The sequence below is a fragment of the Bacillus sp. SCT118 genome (assembly GCF_058566435.1).
The window spans coordinates 2,336,479-2,358,149 of record NZ_CP191225.1; the positions used below are offsets into that span (position 1 = coordinate 2,336,479).

Genomic DNA, 21,671 nt, shown 5'->3' on the forward strand with positions numbered 1-21,671 from the left:
AAGTCACCTCTTATTCATCCGATTCAGCAGTTTCAGGCTCCGTAAAGAGCGGCTCATCATCTTCTTCAAGTTCTCTCGGATAGATTCCAAGTTCTCTTGCGTCCGTTTCGCTCTTAATATCAATCTTCCAGCCTGTCAGTTTAGCAGCTAAGCGTGCGTTTTGTCCTCTTTTGCCAATTGCCAGAGACAGCTGGTAATCAGGAACAATAACAGTTGTCGCTTTTTCTTCTTCATTAACAATGACATCAAGCACTTTGGAAGGGCTGAGCGCATTCGCGACAAATTCTACAGGATCACTGGACCAGTTGACAATGTCAATTTTTTCACCTTTTAATTCATTGACGATTGCTTGCACACGCTGGCCTTTAGGCCCTACGCATGAACCGACAGGATCCACGTCAGGATCATCTGTGCGAACAGAAATTTTTGAACGGTCGCCGGCTTCTCTGGCAACAGATTTTAGTTCGACAGTTCCATCATAAATTTCAGGCACTTCAATTTCAAACAAACGCTTTAACAGGCCTGGATGTGTTCTTGACACATAAATCTGCGGGCCCTTCGTTGTTTTTTCTACTTTTGTGATATATACCTTAATGCGGTCATGGGGCTTGTAGCTTTCATTCGGCATTTGCTCATTAACCGGCAGCAAGGCTTCTATTTTGCCTAAAGACACGTAGATAAATTTATTGTCCAGACGCTGGACGATCCCTGTCATGATGTCTTCTTCACGGTCGATAAATTCAGAATAAATCACACCGCGCTCAGCTTCGCGCACACGCTGTGTGACGACCTGCTTCGCTGTTTGAGCAGCTATGCGCCCGAAATCCTTAGGTGTAACTTCGATTTCGACGACATCGCCGACCATATATTCCGGATGGATGCCCTGTGCCTCTTCAATTGAGATCTCTAATCTCTGGTCGTATACTTCGTCAACGACATCTTTTCTTGCAAATACACGGATGGAGCCAGTTTCACGGTTTAGATCCACCCGTACATTTTGCGCTTGATTAAAATTCCGCTTATAAGCAGAAATTAACGCAGCTTCGATTGCTTCGATGATAATTTCTTTACTGATGCCTTTTTCTTTTTCAAGAATCGTGAGAGCATCTAATAATTCACTGCTCATTTAACGGTCTCCCCCCTTAAAACATTTGTATTCATTAGAATGTAACAGCTAATCTTGCATTAGCTATCTTTTCATACGGAATATTGATCCGTTTCTTTCTTGTTTTGATCGTGATCTCAACTGTCACTGTTTGTCCATCAAATTCAGCCAGTTCACCTTCAAACACTTTTACGCCGTCAATAGGCTCATACGTCTTAATGTATACGTTTTTTCCTAGTGATTTTTCGAAATCGGCTTTTTTCTTTAGCGGACGCTCAGCTCCTGGAGATGAGACTTCAAGAAAGTAATTTTGGCTGATTGGGTCTGCCTCATCAAGCTTTTCGCTTAAAGCTTCGCTTACTTTGGCACATTCCTCAATATCCACACCGTCATCGGAATCAATAAACACGCGAAGGAACCAGCTTTGGCCCTCTTTGACAAATTCAATGTCAACGAGTTCCAGCTGAAGGCTGTCTACGATTGGCTGAGCCATTTCTTGAACGGTGTCAGTCACTTTTTTGCTCATGTTCTTCCTCCTTGTGCTGTCGATCTCATATTCGTCTCGTCACTCTGCATAAAAACCCTGCTTCAAAAGAGCAGGGGCTAAAAAGTAAACGATGAACATGTCGAGACAAAATTCTCCTGTTCAATACAAAAGAGCGGGTTTCCCCACTCTTTGCCTCGGTAATCGTTAGCATTTCCAATAAAACTATACCATAACCATATTTTTATTGCAAATGGATATACGCTTACCTTCATACCTAAGCAAGTGACAGAAACTCTAATATTACGATGGCACTTTTTGCGCTTATGTATGCATAGAAGCAGAATTTCTGAGAAATTCTGCTTTCCATATTAGAACAGTGACAATTGGTTTTGATCAGGCAGTGACTCCAGACAGCCATGGCGATCTAAGTACTCTAAAATCGTTTTTGATACTTTCCCTCTCTTTTGCAAATCTTCTTTTGAGAGGAATTCGCCTTCTTCACGAGCTTTTACAATGTTCAAAGCAGCGTTCGTCCCTAACCCTGGAATAGAGTTAAACGGCGGAATAAGACTGTTGCCGTCAATAATAAACTCTGTGGCGCTGGAGCGATATAAATCGACTTTTTGGAATGAATAGCCTCTCTCACACATCTCAAGCGCTAATTCTAAAACAGTCAGAAGGTTCTTTTCCTTCGGTGAAGCGTCAAGTCCTTTAGCGTTTATATCCTCCATTACCGCTCTGATTGCTGTAGAGCCCTTGATCATTGTATCAATATCAAAGTCATCTGCACGAACGGTAAAATAAGCCGCATAATACAAAAGAGCATGATGCACTTTAAAGTAAGCAATGCGGACTGCCATTAAGACATATGCCGCGGCGTGGGCTTTCGGGAACATGTATTTAATCTTTTTACAAGAATCAATATACCAGTCTGGGACATTGTTATTTTTCATTTCTTCTTCCCATTCAGGCGTTAATCCTTTTCCTTTACGCACGAATTCCATGATTTTAAAGGCAAGGGACGGCTCAAGGCCTTGATAGATTAAATAAACCATAATGTCATCACGGCAGCCGATAACCTCACTCAGCTCACAAATATTATTGTGGATGAGCTCCTGTGCATTGCCAAGCCATACATCAGTTCCGTGAGACAAGCCTGAAATCTGAACGAGCTCAGAAAAAGTGGTCGGCTTTGTATCTTCAAGCATCTGCCGGACAAATCGGGTTCCGAATTCAGGAATTCCAAGAGTGCCCGTTTTACAGCCAATCTGTTCTTCAGTCACACCGAGTGATTCGGTTCCCTGGAAGATCTTCATCACTTCAGGATCATCCGTCGGAATTGTTTTCGGATCTATTCCGCTTAAGTCTTGAAGCATCCGAATAACAGTCGGGTCATCGTGTCCGAGAATATCAAGTTTTAACAGGTTGTCATGGATGGAGTGGAAATCAAAATGAGTCGTTTTCCACTCTGAACCTGTGGCATCTGCCGGGAACTGGATCGGTGAAAAATCATAAATATCCATATAATCCGGAACTACGATAATACCGCCAGGGTGCTGTCCAGTTGTACGTTTTACACCCGTGCATCCCTGCACGAGCCGATCTATTTCGGCACCGCGCATATGAAGATTGTTGTCTCCGGCATAGCCTTTTACATAACCGTAGGCTGTTTTTTCTGCCACCGTGCCTATTGTTCCCGCACGATATACATTGTCTTCTCCGAACAATACTTTTGTGTAATTGTGTGCTTGCGGCTGATATTCCCCTGAGAAGTTCAAATCGATATCAGGTACTTTGTCCCCTTTAAATCCTAAGAACGTTTCAAATGGAATATCATGGCCGTCTTTTTTCAAAGGCGTTCCGCAATGAGGGCATGTCTTGTCAGGCAGGTCAAAACCGGAACCGACAGAACCGTCATTAAAGAACTCAGAATGCTGGCACTCAGGACAAACATAGTGCGGCGGCAGCGGGTTTACCTCAGTAATCTCAGTAAGTGTCGCAACTAATGAAGATCCTACGGAACCACGGGAACCAACGAGATACCCGTCATCTAGTGAACGTTTTACAAGTTTGTGAGAGATCAAGTAAATAACAGCAAATCCGTGGCCAATAATACTCTTTAACTCTTTTTCAATCCGCGCTTCGACAATTTCAGGCAGCTCTTCCCCGTAAATGCTTCTTGCACGCTGATAGCTCATTTCTCTGATCTCTTCATCAGCGCCTTCGATTTTCGGCGTATATAAATCATCTTTAATCGGCTTGATGTCATCAACTAAAGAAGCAACCTTTTGGGTATTGGTGACTACGATCTCCTTCGCTTTTTCTTCACCTAAGAAAGAAAAAGCTTCAAGCATTTCGTCTGTCGTTCTGAAATGCACTTTCGGCAGTTCATGCCTGTTCAGCGGATTTGCCCCGCCTTGTGAGGATATTAAAATCTTTCTGTAGATTTTATCCTCATCATTCAAGTAATGAACATTTCCCGTAGCAACAACCGGTTTATTAAGCTTTTCCCCCAGCTTCGTGATATTCGCAATAATTTCTTTCAGCGCTTTTTCATCACGGACCAGTTCAAGCTCCAGCAAGTGACGATACACTTCAGGCGGCTGAACCTCAAGGTAATCATAGAATGACGCGATATCTTCCACCTCTTCAGGCGATTTTTGCATCATTCCCTCAAAAACCTCTCCCCTGTCACAGGCAGAACCGATCAGAAGCCCTTCCCTGTATTTTTCAAGCTGAGATCTTGGAATACGCGGCACTCTGTAAAAATAATGAATATGAGAAAGTGACACAAGCTTAAATAAATTTTTAAGTCCCGTGCTGTTCACGGCAAGTAATGTTGCATGATACGGTCTTGATCTTTGATAAGCATTGGACTGACCCATATTTTCATTCAACTCATCATGGTACTGAATGCCTTTTTCAGCTGCGTCTTTCAGCATTTTCAGAAGCAAATAAGCGGTTGCCTCAGTATCATAGATCGCACGGTGATGCTGTGTGAGTTCGATATCAAACTTTTTACAAAGTGTGTTCAACCGGTGATTTTTAAATTCCGGATAGAGAAAACGTCCAAGTTCAAGCGTATCAATGACTGGGTTTTTAGCTTTATCGACTTCAAGAAGCTTTTTATAGGCTACATTTAAGAATCCCATATCAAAACTTGCATTATGAGCGACAAGGATATCATCGCCAATCCATTCTCTGAAATCTCTTATTACATCTACGACATCCGGAGCGTCTTGTAGCATATCATCAGTGATCCCTGTCAGCTCTATGATTGTGGCGGAAAGCGGACGATGCGGGTTCGCAAACGCCTCAAATTTATCAATAATTTCTCCGCCTTTTACTTTTACTGCAGCCAGCTCAATAATGGTATCGTATACAGCAGACAATCCTGTCGTCTCAACGTCAAAAACAACATATGTTTCTTCTTCGAGCAGACGATGTGCGGCATTATAAGCAATTGGCACGCCATCATCCACGAGATTCGCTTCCATCCCGTAAATCATTTTAATTCCATGCTTTTTGGCCGCAGAATACGCATCAGGGAAGGATTGAACGACAGCATGGTCAGTCAAAGCGATGGCCTCATGTCCCCATTTTTTCGCCTGTTCGACAAGCTTTCCGATACCCGTAACAGCATCCATTTGGCTCATTGGGGAATGAAGATGCAATTCCACTCTTTTTTCTCCTTCAGGTGCTGAATCTTCACGGATTTTTGCTTTTATTTCGTTTACGTCATTTGCGATCATGACAAGGTCTCTGACAAATGTATCATTTTGAATGCTTCCGCGTGCTTTTACCCACATTCCTTTTTTCAGAGACTTCATCAGTGCCGCATCTTCTTTTTCACGTGCAAACATTTTGATCAAAATACTATTTGTATAGTCTGTAATTTTGAAGATACACAGCGTGCGCCCGCTCTTCAGCTCGCGCGTCTCCACATCAAACACATAACCTTGGACCGTAATTCTCCGTTCTTCGTCCATGATGCTGTCAAGTGTCCGGATTTCTTCGTTATCTTTAATTTGATAACCGATAACAAGAGGACCAGATGGTGCTTGGTCTTCATCACTTTCTTTATCTTTCTTCTCCATTTCAATCAAGGCCTGCATAGCCCGCTCTTGGTCTTCTGCAAGCTTTTGCTCCCGAAACTTTTGAACTTCCTGCTCGGATACAAATATTTCAGCATCAAGCTGAAGATCCGGAAAGCCAAATTGACGGTAGCCTGCTTGTATCATGGAACTGTATTTATTCTTTAGCGCAGCCGCTTCTGTATCCGTTTTGGTTTTGACAATCAGTTTATTGCCCTTCAGCTTCGGTTTTTGCTGGTTTAAAAGACTGATAATCGGCGGCGAAATGCCCTGCAGTTCTTCAATGCAGCGTGACCAGTAGTCTTGAACAATACTTTCACTGACCTCGGCATCCTGAACTTCAATTGAAGATGTCACTTTTGCTATGTGGGCAAACGATTGCGTCAGCCTCGTTGTTAATGTGTCATATATTTGAAAAGGCAGCAAAGATTTAAATTGAAAATGAAAATGCCAAGACTTAGAAGCTTTGTGAATTGTCAGCTTTTTAATCTCGCCATGTTCAAAGTAGGTCATGAAGGTATCATCTGTCATATTAATCTGCTGCAGAAGAATTTGAAACTGCCTTCTGTTTACTGATAACTGTTCCATTAAGACAGTATCCCTCCCTAAAAACATCATAAGTGAAGGTACCTCAGGCAATGAGGTACCTTCTATTATTTCTATTTTAACATGTTTTTTGATAAATCGTTATGGTGATTACTGCTTGCTGATAAACGCAGATAATTCGTCTACTGAAATCTCAGTTGACTCACCTGTTTGACGAATTTTCACTTCGACAATTCCTTCGTCAGCCCGTTTTCCGACAGTGATGCGGATTGGAAGGCCGATTAGATCTGAATCAGCGAATTTTACGCCGGCACGCTCAGCACGGTCGTCATAGAGCACTTCATAGCCTTCTGCTTTTAAATCGGCATACAGCTTTTCAGCAAGCTCTCTTTGCCCATCGTTTTTCATGTTCAATGCAAGAATATGAAGATCGTACGGCGCAACGCTTTTTGGCCATATTAATCCTTTTTCGTCGTGATGCTGTTCAGCAATAGCAGAAAGCGTTCTTGACACACCGATTCCGTAACAGCCCATCAGCATTGGCTGCGCGCGTCCGTTTTCATCTAAATATGTCGCATTCATCGCTTCTGAATAGCGTGTTCCGAGTTTAAAGACTTGTCCGACTTCGATTCCCTCAGCAAAACGGATCGTTCCCTTGCCGTCTGGTGAAGGATCACCTTCTTTAATAAAACGAAGATCAGCAAATTCTTTAATTTGCGCGTCACGATTCACATTGACATTTTTATAATGATAATCTCCTTCATTTGCCCCGGCAACAGCATTGACCATTGCTTTCACAGCTTGATCAGCATATACTTCCACATCCTGATGAATACCGACAGGGCCTACAAAGCCTGGCTCTGTTCCGAGCTGCTGAATGACCTCTTCATGTGTGGCAAGCTCTACAACTTCTGCATGAAGCAAGTTTTTCACTTTAATATCGTTAACTTCATGATCCCCTCTTACAAGCACTAAGACAAAACGGTCATCAGCTTTAAACAATACTGACTTAATGCACGCTTCAGCCGAAACCTGCAAGAACGCAGTCAGTTCTTCGATTGTTTTCACGTTAGGCGTATGAACCTTCTCTAGAGCTTTAGGCTCTTCATCTGAAGGAACTTCCTGGTGAAGAACTTCAGCCATCTCGATATTAGCCGCGTACTGTGATTCATCAGAATACGCAATCGTATCCTCTCCGATCGCAGAAAGTGCCATAAATTCGTGCGTATCCTTTCCTCCCATTGCGCCTGAATCAGCGATAACAGGTCTTACATTAATGCCGCAGCGGGCAAAAATATTAGAATAGGCCTCGTACATTTTTTGATACGTTTCATCCAGGCTCTCTGCAGATGCATGGAAAGAGTACGCATCCTTCATAATAAATTCGCGGCCTCTTAACAAACCGAAGCGAGGACGTTTTTCATCTCTGAACTTAGACTGAATTTGATAAAGAGTCAGAGGGAGACGCTTATAAGATTTAACCTCATCGCGAACAAGCGAAGTGATAACCTCTTCATGCGTTGCCCCTAAAGCAAATTCACGGCCATGACGGTCTTTTAGTCTCATCAGTTCGGGACCATACGTATACCATCTGCCTGATTCCTGCCATGTCTCTGCCTGCTGCAATGCGGGCATAAGCATTTCTACGGCATCAATTTTCTCCATTTCCTCTCGAACAATCTGCTGAATGTTTTGAATCACCTTATACGCAAGAGGCATATAGCTGTATACCCCGCTCGTATTCTGTCTGATAAATCCTGCTCTCAGAAGAAGCTGATGACTTTTTGCTTCGGCATCAGCTGGAACTTCACGGAGCGTAGGAATAAGCGTCAAGCTTTGTCTCATTTCTTCGCACCTCTGATTGATTTACTTTTCGTTTACAAAAACAGCCGCTGGATATCGTTCCATGTGACAACCAGCATAAGAAGCATTAGAAAAGCTACTCCGATAAACACAACAAATGCTTCTTTTTCCCTGTTAATCGGTTTGCCCCGAATCGCTTCAATAAATAGAAACAACAGTCTTCCTCCGTCAAGTGCCGGAATCGGAAGCAGGTTGACAATCCCAAGGTTAATGCTTAAAAACGCCGCAAACTGAAATAAGTTCACGATCCCTGTTTTCGCCACTTGGTCTGTCATGTCATATATGCCGACAGGACCTGACAGCATATCGAGTTTAAATTGGCCTGTTACTAATTTGCTCAGATTGGTTAAAATGGCTTTGGTAACATCAACTGTTGATGTCGCGCCGTAAGCAACCGCTGAGAGTACGCCTTTTTCAGTCGGCGCATAGGAACCGAAACGTCCGATTGTTTTTTTGTTCTCATCTTTAACAGCTTCCGGAGTCACTGAAATATGAAGCGTTTTGTTATCTCTTTTTACTGCAACGTCCATTTCTTTCTCCGGGTTTTCTTTTACAGCGGAGACAATGTCAGGCCAAGACCTCATTTTCTCTCCGTTAATGCTTTGGATATAATCCCCTTCTTTTAGCCCTGCTTCAGCCGCCCGTCCATTGTCTGTCAGCTGCCCGAGCATAGGTTCATTTGACGGTACGCCTTGAATCAGCCCAAGCATCACTAAAATGACGTAAGCTAAAATAAAGTTCATAATCGGCCCTGCAGCAATTGCTTTAATCCGCTGCCACACAGGTTTGGAACCAAATTGGCGATTATACGGCGCAATCTGCACTTCTTCTCCATCTACAATAAAAAAGGATGTTTCGCTGACAGTAAAGCTGGAAAGTTCGTCCTCTTTCCCCTGTTCATAACCGGTGATCTTCATGTCATGCTCTAGATCAGCTGTTTCCACTTCAATGACTAAAGCATCCGGATATTTTTCCTTTTGATTGATGATGACTTTCTCAACTTGATCTTCTTTATTAAACAGAAGCCCGACCGTGTATCCGGGTTTCACCTCAATCATTTCCGGATCTTCGCCGGCCATACGAACAAATCCGCCGACCGGAAGCAGCCTGATCGTATAAACTGTTTCATTTTTTTTGAAAGAAAAAATCTTTGGACCGAAGCCGATCGCAAATTCACGGCAGAGAATTCCCGCTCTTTGGGCTAGCAATAAATGGCCCAGTTCATGGAAGAAAACGAGCGTTCCGAAAATAATGATAAACGCTATAACTGTATTCACGAACATACCACCTTATGTGAGTATTGAATTGACGTATCCCCGGGTATCTTTGTCCACTTCTTGAATGTCCGCCAGGCTCGGTTTTTTCAGTAATTGATGGCGGGTTAGTGCCTTTTCGATACAGTCTTCAATAGCCAAAAACGGTATCTTGCCAGCTAAAAAGGCAGCGACAGCTACTTCATTTGCTGCATTTAGCACTGTCGGCATTGTTCCTCCTATTTTACCTGATTCAAAAGCAAATTGTAAGCATCGGAACCTGTCAAAATCAGCTTTCTCAAAATGAAGGCTGCCGATTTCCCATAATTCAAGCCTTTTCGCATCTGGTAATGGCAATCGGTCAGGATAAGTGAGCGCATATTGAATGGGGACTCTCATATCCGGAGTTCCGAGCTGTGCGATCACACTTTTATCATGGAACTCAACCATTGAATGGATGATGCTCTCCTTATGTAAAACCACATCAATTTGTTCATAAGGTATATCGAAAAGCCAGTGTGCCTCGATCACCTCTAATCCCTTATTCATCATTGTAGCCGAATCAATTGTAATTTTTGCACCCATTGACCAGTTTGGATGTTTTAATGCATCTTCAACTGTTACTGATTCGAGCTCCTCCCGTGTCTTGTCCCGAAAACTTCCGCCGGATGCCGTAATGATGAGGCGTTCAATGTTTTTAGCCTGTTCGCCTTGAAGAGCTTGAAAAATGGCTGAATGCTCACTGTCAACAGGCAGCAGCGGAACATCATATTTCTTAGCATGTTCTTTTACTATATGCCCTGCAGTGACAAGAGTTTCCTTATTTGCAAGCGCAATTGTTTTTTTCTGTTCAATTGCCTTTAACGTCGGGATAAGACCGACGCTTCCAAGCAAAGCGTTGACAACAATGTCAACCTCCTCCATCACTGCTGCTTCTATCAGTCCTTCTTCTCCCAGCCCAATTTGGCATTCAAAAGAAAAAGACATTTGTTTTAATTTATGATATGTATCCAGATCACCGACAGAGACAAACTTCGGCTGAAAGACCTCAATCATTGGAACGGCCTTATCAATATTTCTGCCAAACGACATAGATACCAGCTGAAATTGATCTTGATGTGCACGCAGTACATCAAGAGTCTGTTCGCCGATTGATCCTGTTGCTCCTAAAAGACAAATATTTTTCAAAGTTGCCACTACTCCTATTCTTATTGCTGCGTGATCAGTCTCATATTCATATTAGACTTTTTTATGAAAAAAGGGCAAGCAGAAAGTACAAGAAAGGCATGACAAACAAGAAACTGTCAAAACGGTCTAATATACCGCCATGCCCGGGAAGAATATTCCCAGAATCCTTTACATCGTAATGTCTTTTCAACGCGGATTCCACTAAATCTCCCAGTTGTCCAAAAACAGACAAAAACAGCGTGATCAACAGCAGATAGATATACGGGATCGGAAGTTGTGCAACAAGCTGAAAAATCGTCGCCAATACAAGTGCGATGACAATTCCGCCTGCAAACCCTTCCACTGTTTTATTCGGACTGATTTCAGGCCACAGTTTCCGCTTCCCAAGCGATTTACCGACAAAATAGGCACCGGAATCGGTGGACCAAATGACAACACACGCATAAAAAATGTATGTTAATCCGTATTGGTCAAGATTTCTGATTTCGATAAAATAATGAAAACACATTCCGATGTAAATTGCTGCAAGCGTAATAAACCCGACTTCATCAAAAGTAAAGGTGTTCTTGACCAACACTGTGTAAGTCAGCAATAGCAGTACCGCAAATAAAGCGATTTCCATTTTGGAAATTCCGTCCGCTTCAAAAAACGAATACTGGCTTGGCAATAAGAACATCCACAATAATAAAAGGCCGATCAAACCCGGCAGTGAAACCAGCTTCAGCTTTTTCATCCGTAAAAGTTCAAAAAGCGCCACACTGCCCATAGCATAAATTAATATGGTGAACGGCAATTTCCCGACAATAACCAAAAACAAAAATACAATTGCTGCCAGAACACCTGTCAAAATTCTTTGTTTCATGTCCACCATCCTCTAAATTCCGCCAAACCTCCGGCCTCTCTGCTGATACTCTCCTAACGCCTGCAAGAAGTGATCTTCTTTAAAGTCAGGCCACAAGACGTCAGTAAAGACAAATTCACTGTAGGCAACCTGCCATAGCATAAAATTACTCAGCCTTATCTCGCCGCTCGTTCGAATTAAAAGTTCAGGATCCTGCAAAGATTCAGTCATCAAATAAGTAGAAAAAAGCGATTCATCAATGTCTTCAATATTCAAAGAGCCTTCCTTCACTTTTTCCGCGAGTGATTTTGCAGCACTGACAATTTCAGTACGGCCTCCATAGTTAAGAGCAAAATTAAGGATCATTCCGTCGTTTTGCGCCGTGTCCTGTACAGCTTTTTCAATTGCACGTAATGTGTGCGCCGGCAAAGCCGTTTCATCCCCAATGATCCGAACCTGTACATTTTCCTCAACAAGCTCTGGAAGATACGTATTCAAAAATTCTTCCGGAAGCTTCATTAAAAAATCGACTTCCATTTTCGGTCTTTTCCAGTTTTCTGTTGAAAATGCATACAATGTCAGTACTTTGACACCTAATTCGTTTGCGAGCTTTGTGGTCCTTTTTACCACCTTCATCCCTTCATGGTGGCCTGCAATTCTGGGAAGAGAGCGTTTTTTAGCCCAACGGCCATTTCCATCCATGATAATGGCGATGTGTTCGGGAATTTCTCCCTTAAGTATGTCTTCTTTTGTATAACGTTCTAAGTTGGAAGCCGCAGTTTGCTGATTCTTCCAATTTTTGAGTATGTTGAGCATGAGATTCCTCCGTCACCCAAAAAGGTTACATTCCCTGCTGATAATCAATGTAATCAACAGTATTAACAAAAAAACCCCCTGTAAACATGAGAGGGTCTTTTCACTATTATCTATTGTACATAGTTTTTCATTAAACTTCCATGATTTCTTTTTCTTTGTCTTTTGTGACACTGTCAATTTTTGACACATATTCATCTGTCAGTTTTTGAACGTCTTCAGTGGAAGCACGCAGTTCATCCTCAGTAATGTCTCCGTTTTTCTCAAGTTTTTTGAGATCATCGTTAGCATCACGGCGAACGTTACGAACAGCTACTTTTGCTTCTTCAGCATATTTTTTTACAACTTTCACTAATTCTTTCCGTCTCTCTTCTGTTAGTGCCGGAATTGCAATTCGAATCATATTGCCATCACTTGTTGGTGTAAGACCTAAATCAGCTTTTAAAATCGCTTTTTCGATATCGCCGATTGCTGTTTTGTCGTATGGCGTAATAACGAGCATACGAGCTTCAGGCACGTTAATAGAAGACAACTGATTTAAAGGTGTCTGCGCTCCGTAATATTCAACCGTTACTTTATCTAATAATGATGGATTTGCACGGCCTGCGCGTACAGTAGCCAATTCGCGCTGATAAGCAGCAATTGCTTTTTCCATTTTTTCTTTTGTTTGAGTTAATACTTCTTTTGACACGTTATTTCCCCCTCACGATCGTTCCGATTGATTCACCGATAACGGCACGTTTGATATTTCCTTCTTCCATAATAGAAAAGACGATAAGCGGAATGTCATTGTCCATGCATAAAGAGGAAGCTGTTGAATCCATGACTTCCAGGCCGTCTTTAAGAACGTCAAGATAAGAAAGTGATTCATACTTAACAGCTGATTCATCTTTTCTAGGATCAGCATTATACACACCGTCAACGTTATTTTTAGCCATTAAAATAACGTCTGCCTCAATTTCAGCAGCCCGCAGTGCAGCTGTCGTATCAGTTGAGAAATATGGGTTTCCTGTGCCCGCAGCGAAAATAACGACACGTTTTTTCTCTAAGTGGCGTATCGCTTTTCTTCTTATGTACGGTTCAGCAACTTGTCTCATTTCAATGGATGTTTGCACTCTGGACTGGATTCCGAGTGTTTCCAAGCTGTCTTGAAGAGCAAGCGAATTCATTACTGTCGCCAGCATTCCCATATAGTCAGCAGTCGCGCGGTCCATGCCCAGGTCACTTCCTGTTTTTCCGCGCCATAAGTTGCCGCCGCCTACTACAACAGCCACTTCGACTTCAAGCTCAGCGATTTCCTTCACTTGCTTTGCAATGGATTGAATGACAGTCGGGTTAATTCCATTTCCCTGTTCTCCTGCCAATGCTTCTCCGCTAAGCTTTAATACGATACGTTTGTATTTTGGTTTTTCCATGATAACCTCCAAGTGTAAACATTGCCGTTTTCTATTATGCAAGAGAAAAAAAGGTTTGTAAATATAGTTTTAAAAATAGGGAACACAAAATGTGTCCCCTATACTGCCTGAAAAGACGCGACTTAGCCGCGAAATCTTTTCACCATTATTTTTTCACTTGGTTCATTACTTCTTCAGCAAAGTTTTCTTGACGTTTTTCGATGCCTTCTCCAACTTCATAGCGGACAAAAGTTTGAACAGTAGCGTTTTTCGCTGCAATAACTTGCTTCACTTTTTCATCTGGGTTTTTAACGAACGCTTGGTCTAATAGACAAATTTCTTCGAAGAATTTGTTCAGACGGCCTTCAACCATTTTCGCTACGATGTTTTCAGGTTTGCCTTCTTGGAGGGCTTGCTGAGTTAAGATTTGACGCTCATGATTTGTTTCTTCTTCAGATACTTGATCACGAGAAATGTAACGAGGGTTAACTGCAGCAACGTGCATTGCGATATCTTTCGCAGTTTCTTCATCAGTTGTACCGTTGAGAACAGTTAATACACCGATGCGGCCGCCCATGTGAAGGTACGCACCGAATGCAGAGCTGTCGTCTTTTGTAAGAACTGTAAAGCGGCGAAGAGTGATTTTCTCACCGATTTTAGCAACTGCGCTTGTGATGTACTCTTCAACAGTTGAGCCATTTTCCATTTTTTGACCCATTGCTTCTTCAACATCTGCTGGCGTGTTTGCAAGAAGGTGGTCAGCTAAAGTGTTAAGAAGCTCTTTGAAGCCTTCGTTTTTCGCAACGAAATCAGTTTCAGAGTTTACTTCTAGGATAACGCCTTTGTTGCCGTCAGTTTTAATAAGAGTAGAACCTTCTGCTGCGATACGGTCAGCTTTTTTCGCTGCTTTTGCAATCCCTTTTTCTCTTAAAAGGTCAATTGCTTTGTCCATATCTCCGTCAGTTTCAGTTAACGCTTTTTTACAATCCATCATGCCCGCGCCAGTTTTTTCACGCAGTTCTTTTACTTGCTGTGCAGTAATTGCCATTTGTATTCCTCCTTATATGTTTAAACAAGAGTATGTATATTACACATTTTTCTTGAAAAAAGGTGATAAAAGGCAGTCCCTCTTATCACCTTTTGAATAGGTTACGCAGTTGTTGTTTCTGTTTCTGGTGCAGTTTCTTCAGCAACTTCCGCTTCTTCTTCGCCTTGCTTCGCTTCTAAGATTGCATCTGCCATTTTAGAAGTTAGAAGTTTAACAGCGCGGATAGCGTCATCGTTCGCTGGGATAACAACATCGATTTCATCTGGATCACAGTTAGTATCTACGATACCGATGATAGGGATGTTTAATTTGCGAGCTTCCGCAACAGCGATGCGCTCTTTGCGAGGATCGATGATGAATAATGCATCAGGAAGATCCTTCATATCTTTAATTCCGCCTAGGAATTTTTCAAGACGCTCTAATTCTTTTTTCAATTGAACGACTTCTTTTTTAGGAAGTACATCAAACGTACCGTTTTCTTGCATTTTTTCAATGTCTTTAAGACGTTTAATACGTTTTTGGATTGTTTCAAAGTTTGTTAATGTACCGCCCAACCAGCGTTGGTTGACATAGTACATGCCAGAGCGTTGAGCTTCTTCTTTAACAGAATCTTGAGCTTGTTTTTTTGTTCCGACGAAAAGGATTTTTCCGCCTTCAGCAGCAAGATTTTTAGTGAAGTTGTAAGCTTCCTCTACTTTTTTGACTGTTTTTTGAAGGTCAATGATGTAGATTCCGTTACGCTCCGTGAAAATGTAACGCTTCATTTTTGGGTTCCAACGGCGTGTTTGGTGACCGAAGTGAACACCAGCTTCAAGCAATTGCTTCATAGAAATGACTGACATGTTATTTCCTCCTAATATAATGGTTTTTTTCCTCCGCTTAGGTCATTTTTGTGCAGAACTGCCGCCTGCAGCACCCTCTGCATAAATCGTTAAGCGTGTGTATTTAACACCAAGACATAATATAACACAGCTTTATCCGACAATCAAGAATCCTTTACACCTTTGGAGCGAAATTTTAAAAATAGCTCGATTTCTGTCTTTCCGCTCTTCATTTTCTGGGCAATTTGACTTGCCGAATATCCCTGTTCATATAATTCTATGACCTGGTCTTCAAATGATTGGACCTCACTGTTTACGATCTCTTCCCGACGGTCAACCTCTGTAATCAGACCTTCAATATGTTCAGGAAGATTCTCTGCCTCTTGGACTGGATCCCGCTCTTGATATGTTTCAGAGGGCTGAAGGCCTGGCTTTTGGGATTCTTCATCTGATTGACTTGCAGATGAAGCTTTATTTTCTATCAGTTTCTCATTTTCTTCTTTTAATTCAAGCAGAAATGCCGCCAAGGTGTTTTCCGTCTCTTCAAGTATCTGTTTTTGCTGTTTTTCTGTTTCTTTCACTGCAGCGAGCCTCGTATACAGGATAATGACAGCGTACAGAAGAACGCCGTGGAGCGTAAAGCTTAAAAGCCATAATAGTGTTGACATGTTTTTCACTCGCTAACCATGAAATTCATTATTGTATCACTTTTTCCAGCAGATTCTTTAATTTAAATAATGCCTTTGAATGGATCTGAGATATGCGGGACGTAGAAAGATTTAATACTTGTCCGATTTCTGTCAGTGTCAACTCCTCTTTGTAGAACAAACTGACAACCAGCTGTTCTTTTTCAGAGAGTTCGTGAATTTTTTCCGCAAGCTGTGCAATCAGTTCATCCTTCATAATCTTTTCTTCAGGCGGAACATTTTTGTCATCTCTGATCATGACTTGAATGTTTTCCCCGTCATCTTGATCATGGAGCTTTTCATCAATTGACAGCAGATTTGCAAAAAAACCTTCATTCATTGTTGACACGACATCCTGTACCGTCATTCCGAGTTCCTCTGCAATTTCCGCGGGCGATACATTCCGAAGATACCGCTGTTCAAGCTTTTCAATTGCCGCTTCAACCTTCTTTGTTTTTTCGCGTGAGGTTCTGGGCAGCCAATCTTCTTTACGAAGCCCGTCTATGATTGCGCCGCGAATTCTAAACGAGGCGTAGGTATCAAATTTTAAGTCCCGGCTGGGGTCAAATTTTTCAAGGGCATCATATAAACCAAGCATACCAAGGCTCATAAGATCGTCTTTATGCACTGATTTCGGCAGCCCGACAGAAATTCTGCCTACATGATATGTGACAAGCGGCATGTAACGGCGCATTAAGTCGTCACCGGCTTTAGGATCTTTCCACTCTTTCCAGCGCGTCCAAAGCACCTGATCTTCATAATTCAAGGATTGCATTGTTATCCCCCTAATACCTTAATTAAATCGTTTTTTCACCTTGTTTAACAGTTCGAATATGCAGCATGCAGGACTTCGGTTCAAATTCTATCGTCCGGCCGCTTGAGCCGCCCGTATCTTCACTAATAATAGGAATATTAAATAAAGACAGCTGTTCTTTTATCGCTAATACATTTCTCGGTCCGATCTTCATCAAATCATTTGTCGATTTAAATTTAAACATCTCTGATCCGCCGGCCAGCTTTGCTTTTAATGCAAATTTCCGGCATCCCGCTTCTATCAACATATCAATCGTGGTCTGTACGGCGGTGTCAGCGTACTTAGCCCGGTTGAGCTCGGCAGTTTTCGATAACGTCGAATCCGGAAGCATGACATGAACAAGACCCGCCGTTTGCTTTTCTTTATCATAAAGCACCAGCCCCACACATGAGCCCAACCCAGAGGTCCGAATGGTGTCCGGGAAGCGGGCGATCTTCACGTCAGCAATCCCAACCTTTATAACAACAGCCTCAGTTGTACTCATAATGATGCACCTAAGGCGACAAAGAGCTTTTCAAATGAATCATAGTCCGGCAGCATAAACATATGCGCTTTCAGCTCTTGCTGATGGCTTTGGTCAAAAATTGACGTGTCGACAACAATGGCGTGTTCTCCAACCTGACTGAGCTCCATCAGCCCTTCGCTGATCACAGCTCCGAACATGTCCAATGAGACTTCAGGAACACTTGGATAGAGCTGGAGTTTCGTCAAATCCGCCAAAGCTGTTAAATATGACCCCGCTAAAATATTGCCCAGTTCATGCAAAGCGGATGAGCTCATGTGGTCTTCACCTAAGTCCTCTATGTCAAAATCGGGGTTTCCAATCAGCTCTCTGATAAACTGCTCCGCCTGAAAAAAAGGCATTATAAAGAACATTGAACCCGTTAAATCGCCTTCCATTCTTAAAAAGATGCTGGCAACCGGGACATCGGCGCCGCCGAAAAAATCAACAAGCTCATCAAAAGACAGCAGCTTTGCAAATGGGACTTCCATATCTATCTTTCTATTTAACAGCTGGGCCATTGCAGAGGCGGAGTGGCCGGCGCCTATATTGCCGACTTCCCGCAAAATGTCCATCTGCTCTTCTTTGATTCCATTAAAAATACTCATGTCATAACCCCTTTAAGATTAAGCTTGATCGGGCACAGCGGACTGAGATGATTCTTTATCCAAAACCGCGTTCGCATCAATAATATTTAAGAGTCTGTTCTCTTGTTTCACAATCTGTTCGATCGACACATCCGTATCTTTCTGAACGCCTTCTGGAGCAGATTCTATTTCACTTTCGTGTACGGTAATCACATCATTCGCTTCATCCACAATCCAGCCGACTTCAATATCACGATAAGCAATAATGATAATTCGTGTTTCATCGGTAATTTCATACTCTGGCAAATTCAGGCGTTTTCTTAAATCAATAACCGGAGTCACCACCCCGCGTAAATTGATTACCCCGCAAATATATGGTTCGACGCCAGGTACCCTCGTTGGCTTTTGCCATTTTTCAATTGATTTCACCTGAGTGACGGAAATGGCATATTCTTTGCCATTTACCATAAAGACTATCATTTTTTCGCCTGTTTTAATTTCTGCAGTCATGTGAGACACCTCCTCGAATGGTTAAATAATCAGTGCATTACAATCAATAATGAGCGCTACTTCTCCGTCTCCTAAAATAGTAGCTCCGGAAATTGCAAAGACGTTTGTTAAATAATCTCCGAGTGATTTCAGCACAACTTCCTGCTGGCCAATAAAGGAGTCCACCACAAATGCAGTAGGTTTGTCGCCTTTTTTCACGACAATGATATGGAGCTGTTCCGCATCTTTTCTTGTATCTTCTATTTTAAACTCTTCTTTTAAATAAACGACAGGGACAATATGCCCTCTAAAGTCAATCACTTCACGGTCATGCGTTTGCAAAATGTCTTTTCTGTCAATAACTGCTGTCTCAATGATTGAAGAAATCGGAATGGCAAATGTCTCTTCTTCCAACTTAATCAGCAGAACTGAAATAATAGATAAGGTAAGCGGCAGCTGGATGCTGAATAGAGAGCCTTGACCCTCGGCTGATTTCACACTGACTGAACCGCCAAGAGACTCCAGTTTGTTTTTTACAACGTCAAGTCCTACACCGCGGCCGGAAATATCAGAAATTTGGTCAGCAGTTGAGAACCCCGGGGCAAAAATCAATTCGTAAATTTGGTTGTCTTCTAAGGTTTCAGCTTCTTTTTCCGTTATGACCCCGCGCTCAAGCGCTTTTTCCAGAATTTTTTTGCGATTAAGGCCTGCGCCGTCATCCTCTACTTCGATAAAGACATGGTTGCCGCTGTGATAAGCTTTAAGCACAACTTTTCCTGATTCCGGTTTTCCCTTTTGCAAACGTGTTTCTGGCGCCTCGATACCATGGTCAATACTGTTCCTGATCAAGTGAACGAGTGGATCTCCGATTTCATCAATTACTGTACGATCCAGTTCAGTTTCCGCACCGATGATCGAGAGTTCAATTTTTTTATTCAGCTCTTTCTGAAGCTGGCGAATCATTCTCGGGAATCTGTTAAAAACAGTTTCAACCGGGACCATCCTCATATTCAGAATAATCGATTGCAAATCTCCGGAAATTCTCGTCATTCGTTCAACCGTTTCAGTCAGTTCATTGTGCTCAAGCTCTTTCGCAATCTGCTCGAGACGCCCACGGTCAATGACAAGCTCTTCAAATAAGTTCATTAAAGAATCAAGCCTGTCAATGTTGACACGAATTGTTTTAGATCCGCCGGCTGAATGCTTCGCCTGTTCATCGTTTTTAGCAGGCTGTTTTTGTTTCTCCTGCTTCGCAGGTACAGCTGCTGCTGGTGAATCTTCTTGCTTAGATTCTTCAGGCTTTTCAGCTGATGTTAAAGGAGCCCCTTGAATGACTTCAACATGCTCAATTTCCGACACGCCATTGATTAATTGTTCAATGTCTTCCGCTGATTGATGTGTTAAGAAACAAACTTGAAAATCAGTTCCAAAATCTTCTGTTTCAAGCACTTCAGCACTTGGAATTGTTTTGGCTACTTCTCCGACTTCATTTAGTTTTTCAAACACCATATAGACACGAACTGCTTTTAACATACAGTTTTCGTTCAGAGAAATCTTGATTTCATATCGTTTGAAGCCTTGCTCCTCTGCTTCTTGTATAACTGTGCGTTCAAATTCATCATATTCCCAATCAGATGCTGAACTCTGTGCTTCTGCAGGTTCTGCGGAGGCGGCGGATTCAGCGTGCGCACCATTCACATCAAGCTTGGCACTCACTTCTGAGATATCTCTTTTACCATCCCCGCCATCAATAATAGACTGAACCATTGCTTCCAGGTGATCCAGAGCTTCAAACAAAATATCCAGCCAGTCTGAGGTGACTGCCATGTCTCCGTTTCGGATTGCATCCAGCACGTTTTCAAGCAGATGGGTTAGATGTGCTAAATCCGTGTAGCCCATCGTTGCGCTCATTCCTTTTAATGTATGGGCAGCCCTGAATATATCATGTACGAGCTGAAGATCAGTCGGGTCTTTCTCTAAAAGAAGAAGCTTTTCATTACATGTTTGTAAATGTTCTTTACTCTCATCAATAAAGACATCTAAATACTGATTCATATCCATTTGAATCACACCCTCTCTTTTTTCACACAGCTTGTGATCGATGCTGCGATATCTTCCACATGTTTAATCTCATGAATGAGACCCGCTTTAACAGCAGCTTTTGGCATCCCGTATACAACACAAGATTCTTCAGACTCCGCAATGGCTTTCACATTGCCGGCTGTTAGCATGTCCTTTAGCCCAGCAGTGCCGTCACTGCCCATTCCGGTCATGATAACCGCTACTTTTTCATAATCTGTCAGTTTCCCGACAGAACGGAATAAATAATCAGCAGATGGTTTATGACGGCTTGGTGTGTCATGGTTATCAAGCACAATCTGGAGTCCTTCGCTGTTTTTAATAACGGATATGTTTTTTCCGCCCGGTGCTATGTAAACACAGCCGTTAAGAGCTGCTTCACCATCTTTTGCTTCTTTTACCTGAATGTCAGATAAATGATTCAGCCGATCAGCCAAAGAAGCAGTAAACCCTTCAGGCATGTGCTGAACGACAACCACTGGTGCGTTCAAATCCTTAGGGAGCTTCGGGATCACCTTTTGTAACGCCCGTGGACCGCCTGTTGATGTGCCGATACACACAATTTGTCTGCCCGTGCCAGGTTTCGGTTTGCTTAATTCAGGCTTAACGACAGCACGCACAATAGGTTCGGGCCGAACTGTCTGGGAAACAGGACGTTTCCGCTTGCCGGAAAGTCCTGCCGCGACGACACGCTCAACTAATTGTTCTTTAATTTTGTATAGATCCAGAGATATTGAGCCTGATGGCTTTGTGATAAAGTCAAAGGCACCGATCTCCAAACAATTAATTGTGCATTCTTTACCTTTCTCGGTCTGGCTCGACACCATAATGACCGGCAAGTTATAAATCTCAATAATTTTGTGGAGCGTATCTGTCCCATTCATGACCGGCATTTCAACATCAAGAGTAATAACATCCGGTTTTAATAATTCAATCTTCTTAAGCGCTTCTTCTCCGTTTCTCGCAGTTCCGATTACTTCTATCTGCTTTTCCTCGGTCAGAAAATCACTTATCATTTTTCTCATAAAAGCTGAATCATCAACTACAAGCACACGAATCAA

General features: G+C 42.4%; 19 protein-coding genes. All 19 read right to left on the minus strand.

Translation table 11 applies throughout. The annotated features are described in order from the left end of the window. Positions 1-10: 10 nt before the first annotated feature. The 19 genes from nusA to cheB all read right to left on the minus strand — a co-directional run bounded on the left by nusA (position 11) and on the right by cheB (position 21,671). Positions 11-1,126: a transcription termination factor NusA gene (nusA, locus tag ACQVGT_RS11845; RefSeq protein ID WP_003231912.1), complete on the minus strand. Its 1,116-nt coding sequence runs from the start codon at positions 1,124-1,126 to the stop codon at positions 11-13. 34 nt (positions 1,127-1,160) lie between these two features. Further along, complete coding sequence (rimP, locus tag ACQVGT_RS11850) at positions 1,161-1,631, minus strand: ribosome maturation factor RimP (RefSeq protein ID WP_003231915.1); 471 nt, start codon at positions 1,629-1,631, stop codon at positions 1,161-1,163. A 329-nt stretch (positions 1,632-1,960) separates the two neighbouring features. Continuing rightward, a complete protein-coding gene (locus ACQVGT_RS11855) occupies positions 1,961-6,274 on the minus strand; it encodes a PolC-type DNA polymerase III (protein WP_015483232.1) in 4,314 nt (1,437 codons plus the stop codon). A gap of 108 nt (positions 6,275-6,382) precedes the next feature. Further along, complete coding sequence (proS, locus tag ACQVGT_RS11860; RefSeq protein WP_015383678.1) at positions 6,383-8,077, minus strand: proline--tRNA ligase; 1,695 nt, start codon at positions 8,075-8,077, stop codon at positions 6,383-6,385. Between the two features lie 32 nt (positions 8,078-8,109). Next, positions 8,110-9,378 carry an RIP metalloprotease RseP gene (rseP, locus tag ACQVGT_RS11865; RefSeq protein ID WP_080109038.1) on the minus strand — a complete coding sequence of 423 codons (1,269 nt, stop codon included), beginning with the start codon at positions 9,376-9,378 and terminating at the stop codon, positions 8,110-8,112. A 6-nt stretch (positions 9,379-9,384) separates the two neighbouring features. Next, positions 9,385-10,536 (minus strand): 1-deoxy-D-xylulose-5-phosphate reductoisomerase, encoded by a 1,152-nt coding sequence (gene dxr / locus ACQVGT_RS11870; protein WP_003245155.1) that lies wholly within the window; start codon positions 10,534-10,536, stop codon positions 9,385-9,387. A 61-nt stretch (positions 10,537-10,597) separates the two neighbouring features. Then, complete coding sequence (gene cdsA / locus ACQVGT_RS11875) at positions 10,598-11,407, minus strand: phosphatidate cytidylyltransferase (protein ID WP_003231924.1); 810 nt, start codon at positions 11,405-11,407, stop codon at positions 10,598-10,600. A gap of 3 nt (positions 11,408-11,410) precedes the next feature. Then, positions 11,411-12,193, minus strand: coding sequence for an undecaprenyl pyrophosphate synthase (gene uppS, locus ACQVGT_RS11880; RefSeq protein ID WP_015383676.1), 783 nt, complete (start codon positions 12,191-12,193; stop codon positions 11,411-11,413). Between the two features lie 130 nt (positions 12,194-12,323). Continuing rightward, entirely contained in the window at positions 12,324-12,881 is a 558-nt protein-coding gene (gene frr, locus ACQVGT_RS11885) for a ribosome recycling factor (RefSeq protein WP_003231927.1), read from the minus strand. A gap of 1 nt (position 12,882) precedes the next feature. Then, positions 12,883-13,605, minus strand: a complete 723-nt coding sequence (gene pyrH / locus ACQVGT_RS11890; RefSeq protein WP_003220923.1) for a UMP kinase — start codon at positions 13,603-13,605, stop codon at positions 12,883-12,885. 145 nt (positions 13,606-13,750) lie between these two features. Continuing rightward, the gene (gene tsf, locus ACQVGT_RS11895; protein WP_003231929.1) at positions 13,751-14,632 is read right to left on the minus strand and encodes a translation elongation factor Ts; all 882 of its coding nucleotides are present in this window, start codon (positions 14,630-14,632) and stop codon (positions 13,751-13,753) included. A 101-nt stretch (positions 14,633-14,733) separates the two neighbouring features. Continuing rightward, complete coding sequence (gene rpsB, locus ACQVGT_RS11900; RefSeq protein ID WP_003220918.1) at positions 14,734-15,474, minus strand: 30S ribosomal protein S2; 741 nt, start codon at positions 15,472-15,474, stop codon at positions 14,734-14,736. A gap of 143 nt (positions 15,475-15,617) precedes the next feature. After that, on the minus strand, positions 15,618-16,121 hold the full coding sequence (gene swrB / locus ACQVGT_RS11905; RefSeq protein WP_014476819.1) for a swarming motility protein SwrB: 504 nt from the start codon (positions 16,119-16,121) through the stop codon (positions 15,618-15,620). A gap of 28 nt (positions 16,122-16,149) precedes the next feature. Continuing rightward, on the minus strand, positions 16,150-16,914 hold the full coding sequence (sigD, locus tag ACQVGT_RS11910) for an RNA polymerase sigma-28 factor SigD (protein WP_003220911.1): 765 nt from the start codon (positions 16,912-16,914) through the stop codon (positions 16,150-16,152). A 22-nt stretch (positions 16,915-16,936) separates the two neighbouring features. Continuing rightward, positions 16,937-17,437 (minus strand): chemoreceptor glutamine deamidase CheD, encoded by a 501-nt coding sequence (cheD, locus tag ACQVGT_RS11915; protein WP_003244852.1) that lies wholly within the window; start codon positions 17,435-17,437, stop codon positions 16,937-16,939. Continuing rightward, the gene (gene cheC, locus ACQVGT_RS11920; RefSeq protein WP_003231935.1) at positions 17,434-18,063 is read right to left on the minus strand and encodes a CheY-P phosphatase CheC; all 630 of its coding nucleotides are present in this window, start codon (positions 18,061-18,063) and stop codon (positions 17,434-17,436) included. The genes cheD and cheC overlap by 4 nt, the downstream gene beginning before the upstream one ends. 18 nt (positions 18,064-18,081) lie before the next feature. Continuing rightward, entirely contained in the window at positions 18,082-18,552 is a 471-nt protein-coding gene (cheW, locus tag ACQVGT_RS11925) for a chemotaxis protein CheW (protein ID WP_003231938.1), read from the minus strand. Positions 18,553-18,573: 21 nt separating this feature from the next. Further along, positions 18,574-20,592, minus strand: coding sequence for a chemotaxis protein CheA (gene cheA / locus ACQVGT_RS11930; RefSeq protein WP_015483230.1), 2,019 nt, complete (start codon positions 20,590-20,592; stop codon positions 18,574-18,576). Positions 20,593-20,597: 5 nt separating this feature from the next. Further along, positions 20,598-21,671, minus strand: coding sequence for a protein-glutamate O-methylesterase CheB (gene cheB, locus ACQVGT_RS11935; protein ID WP_041517856.1), 1,074 nt, complete (start codon positions 21,669-21,671; stop codon positions 20,598-20,600).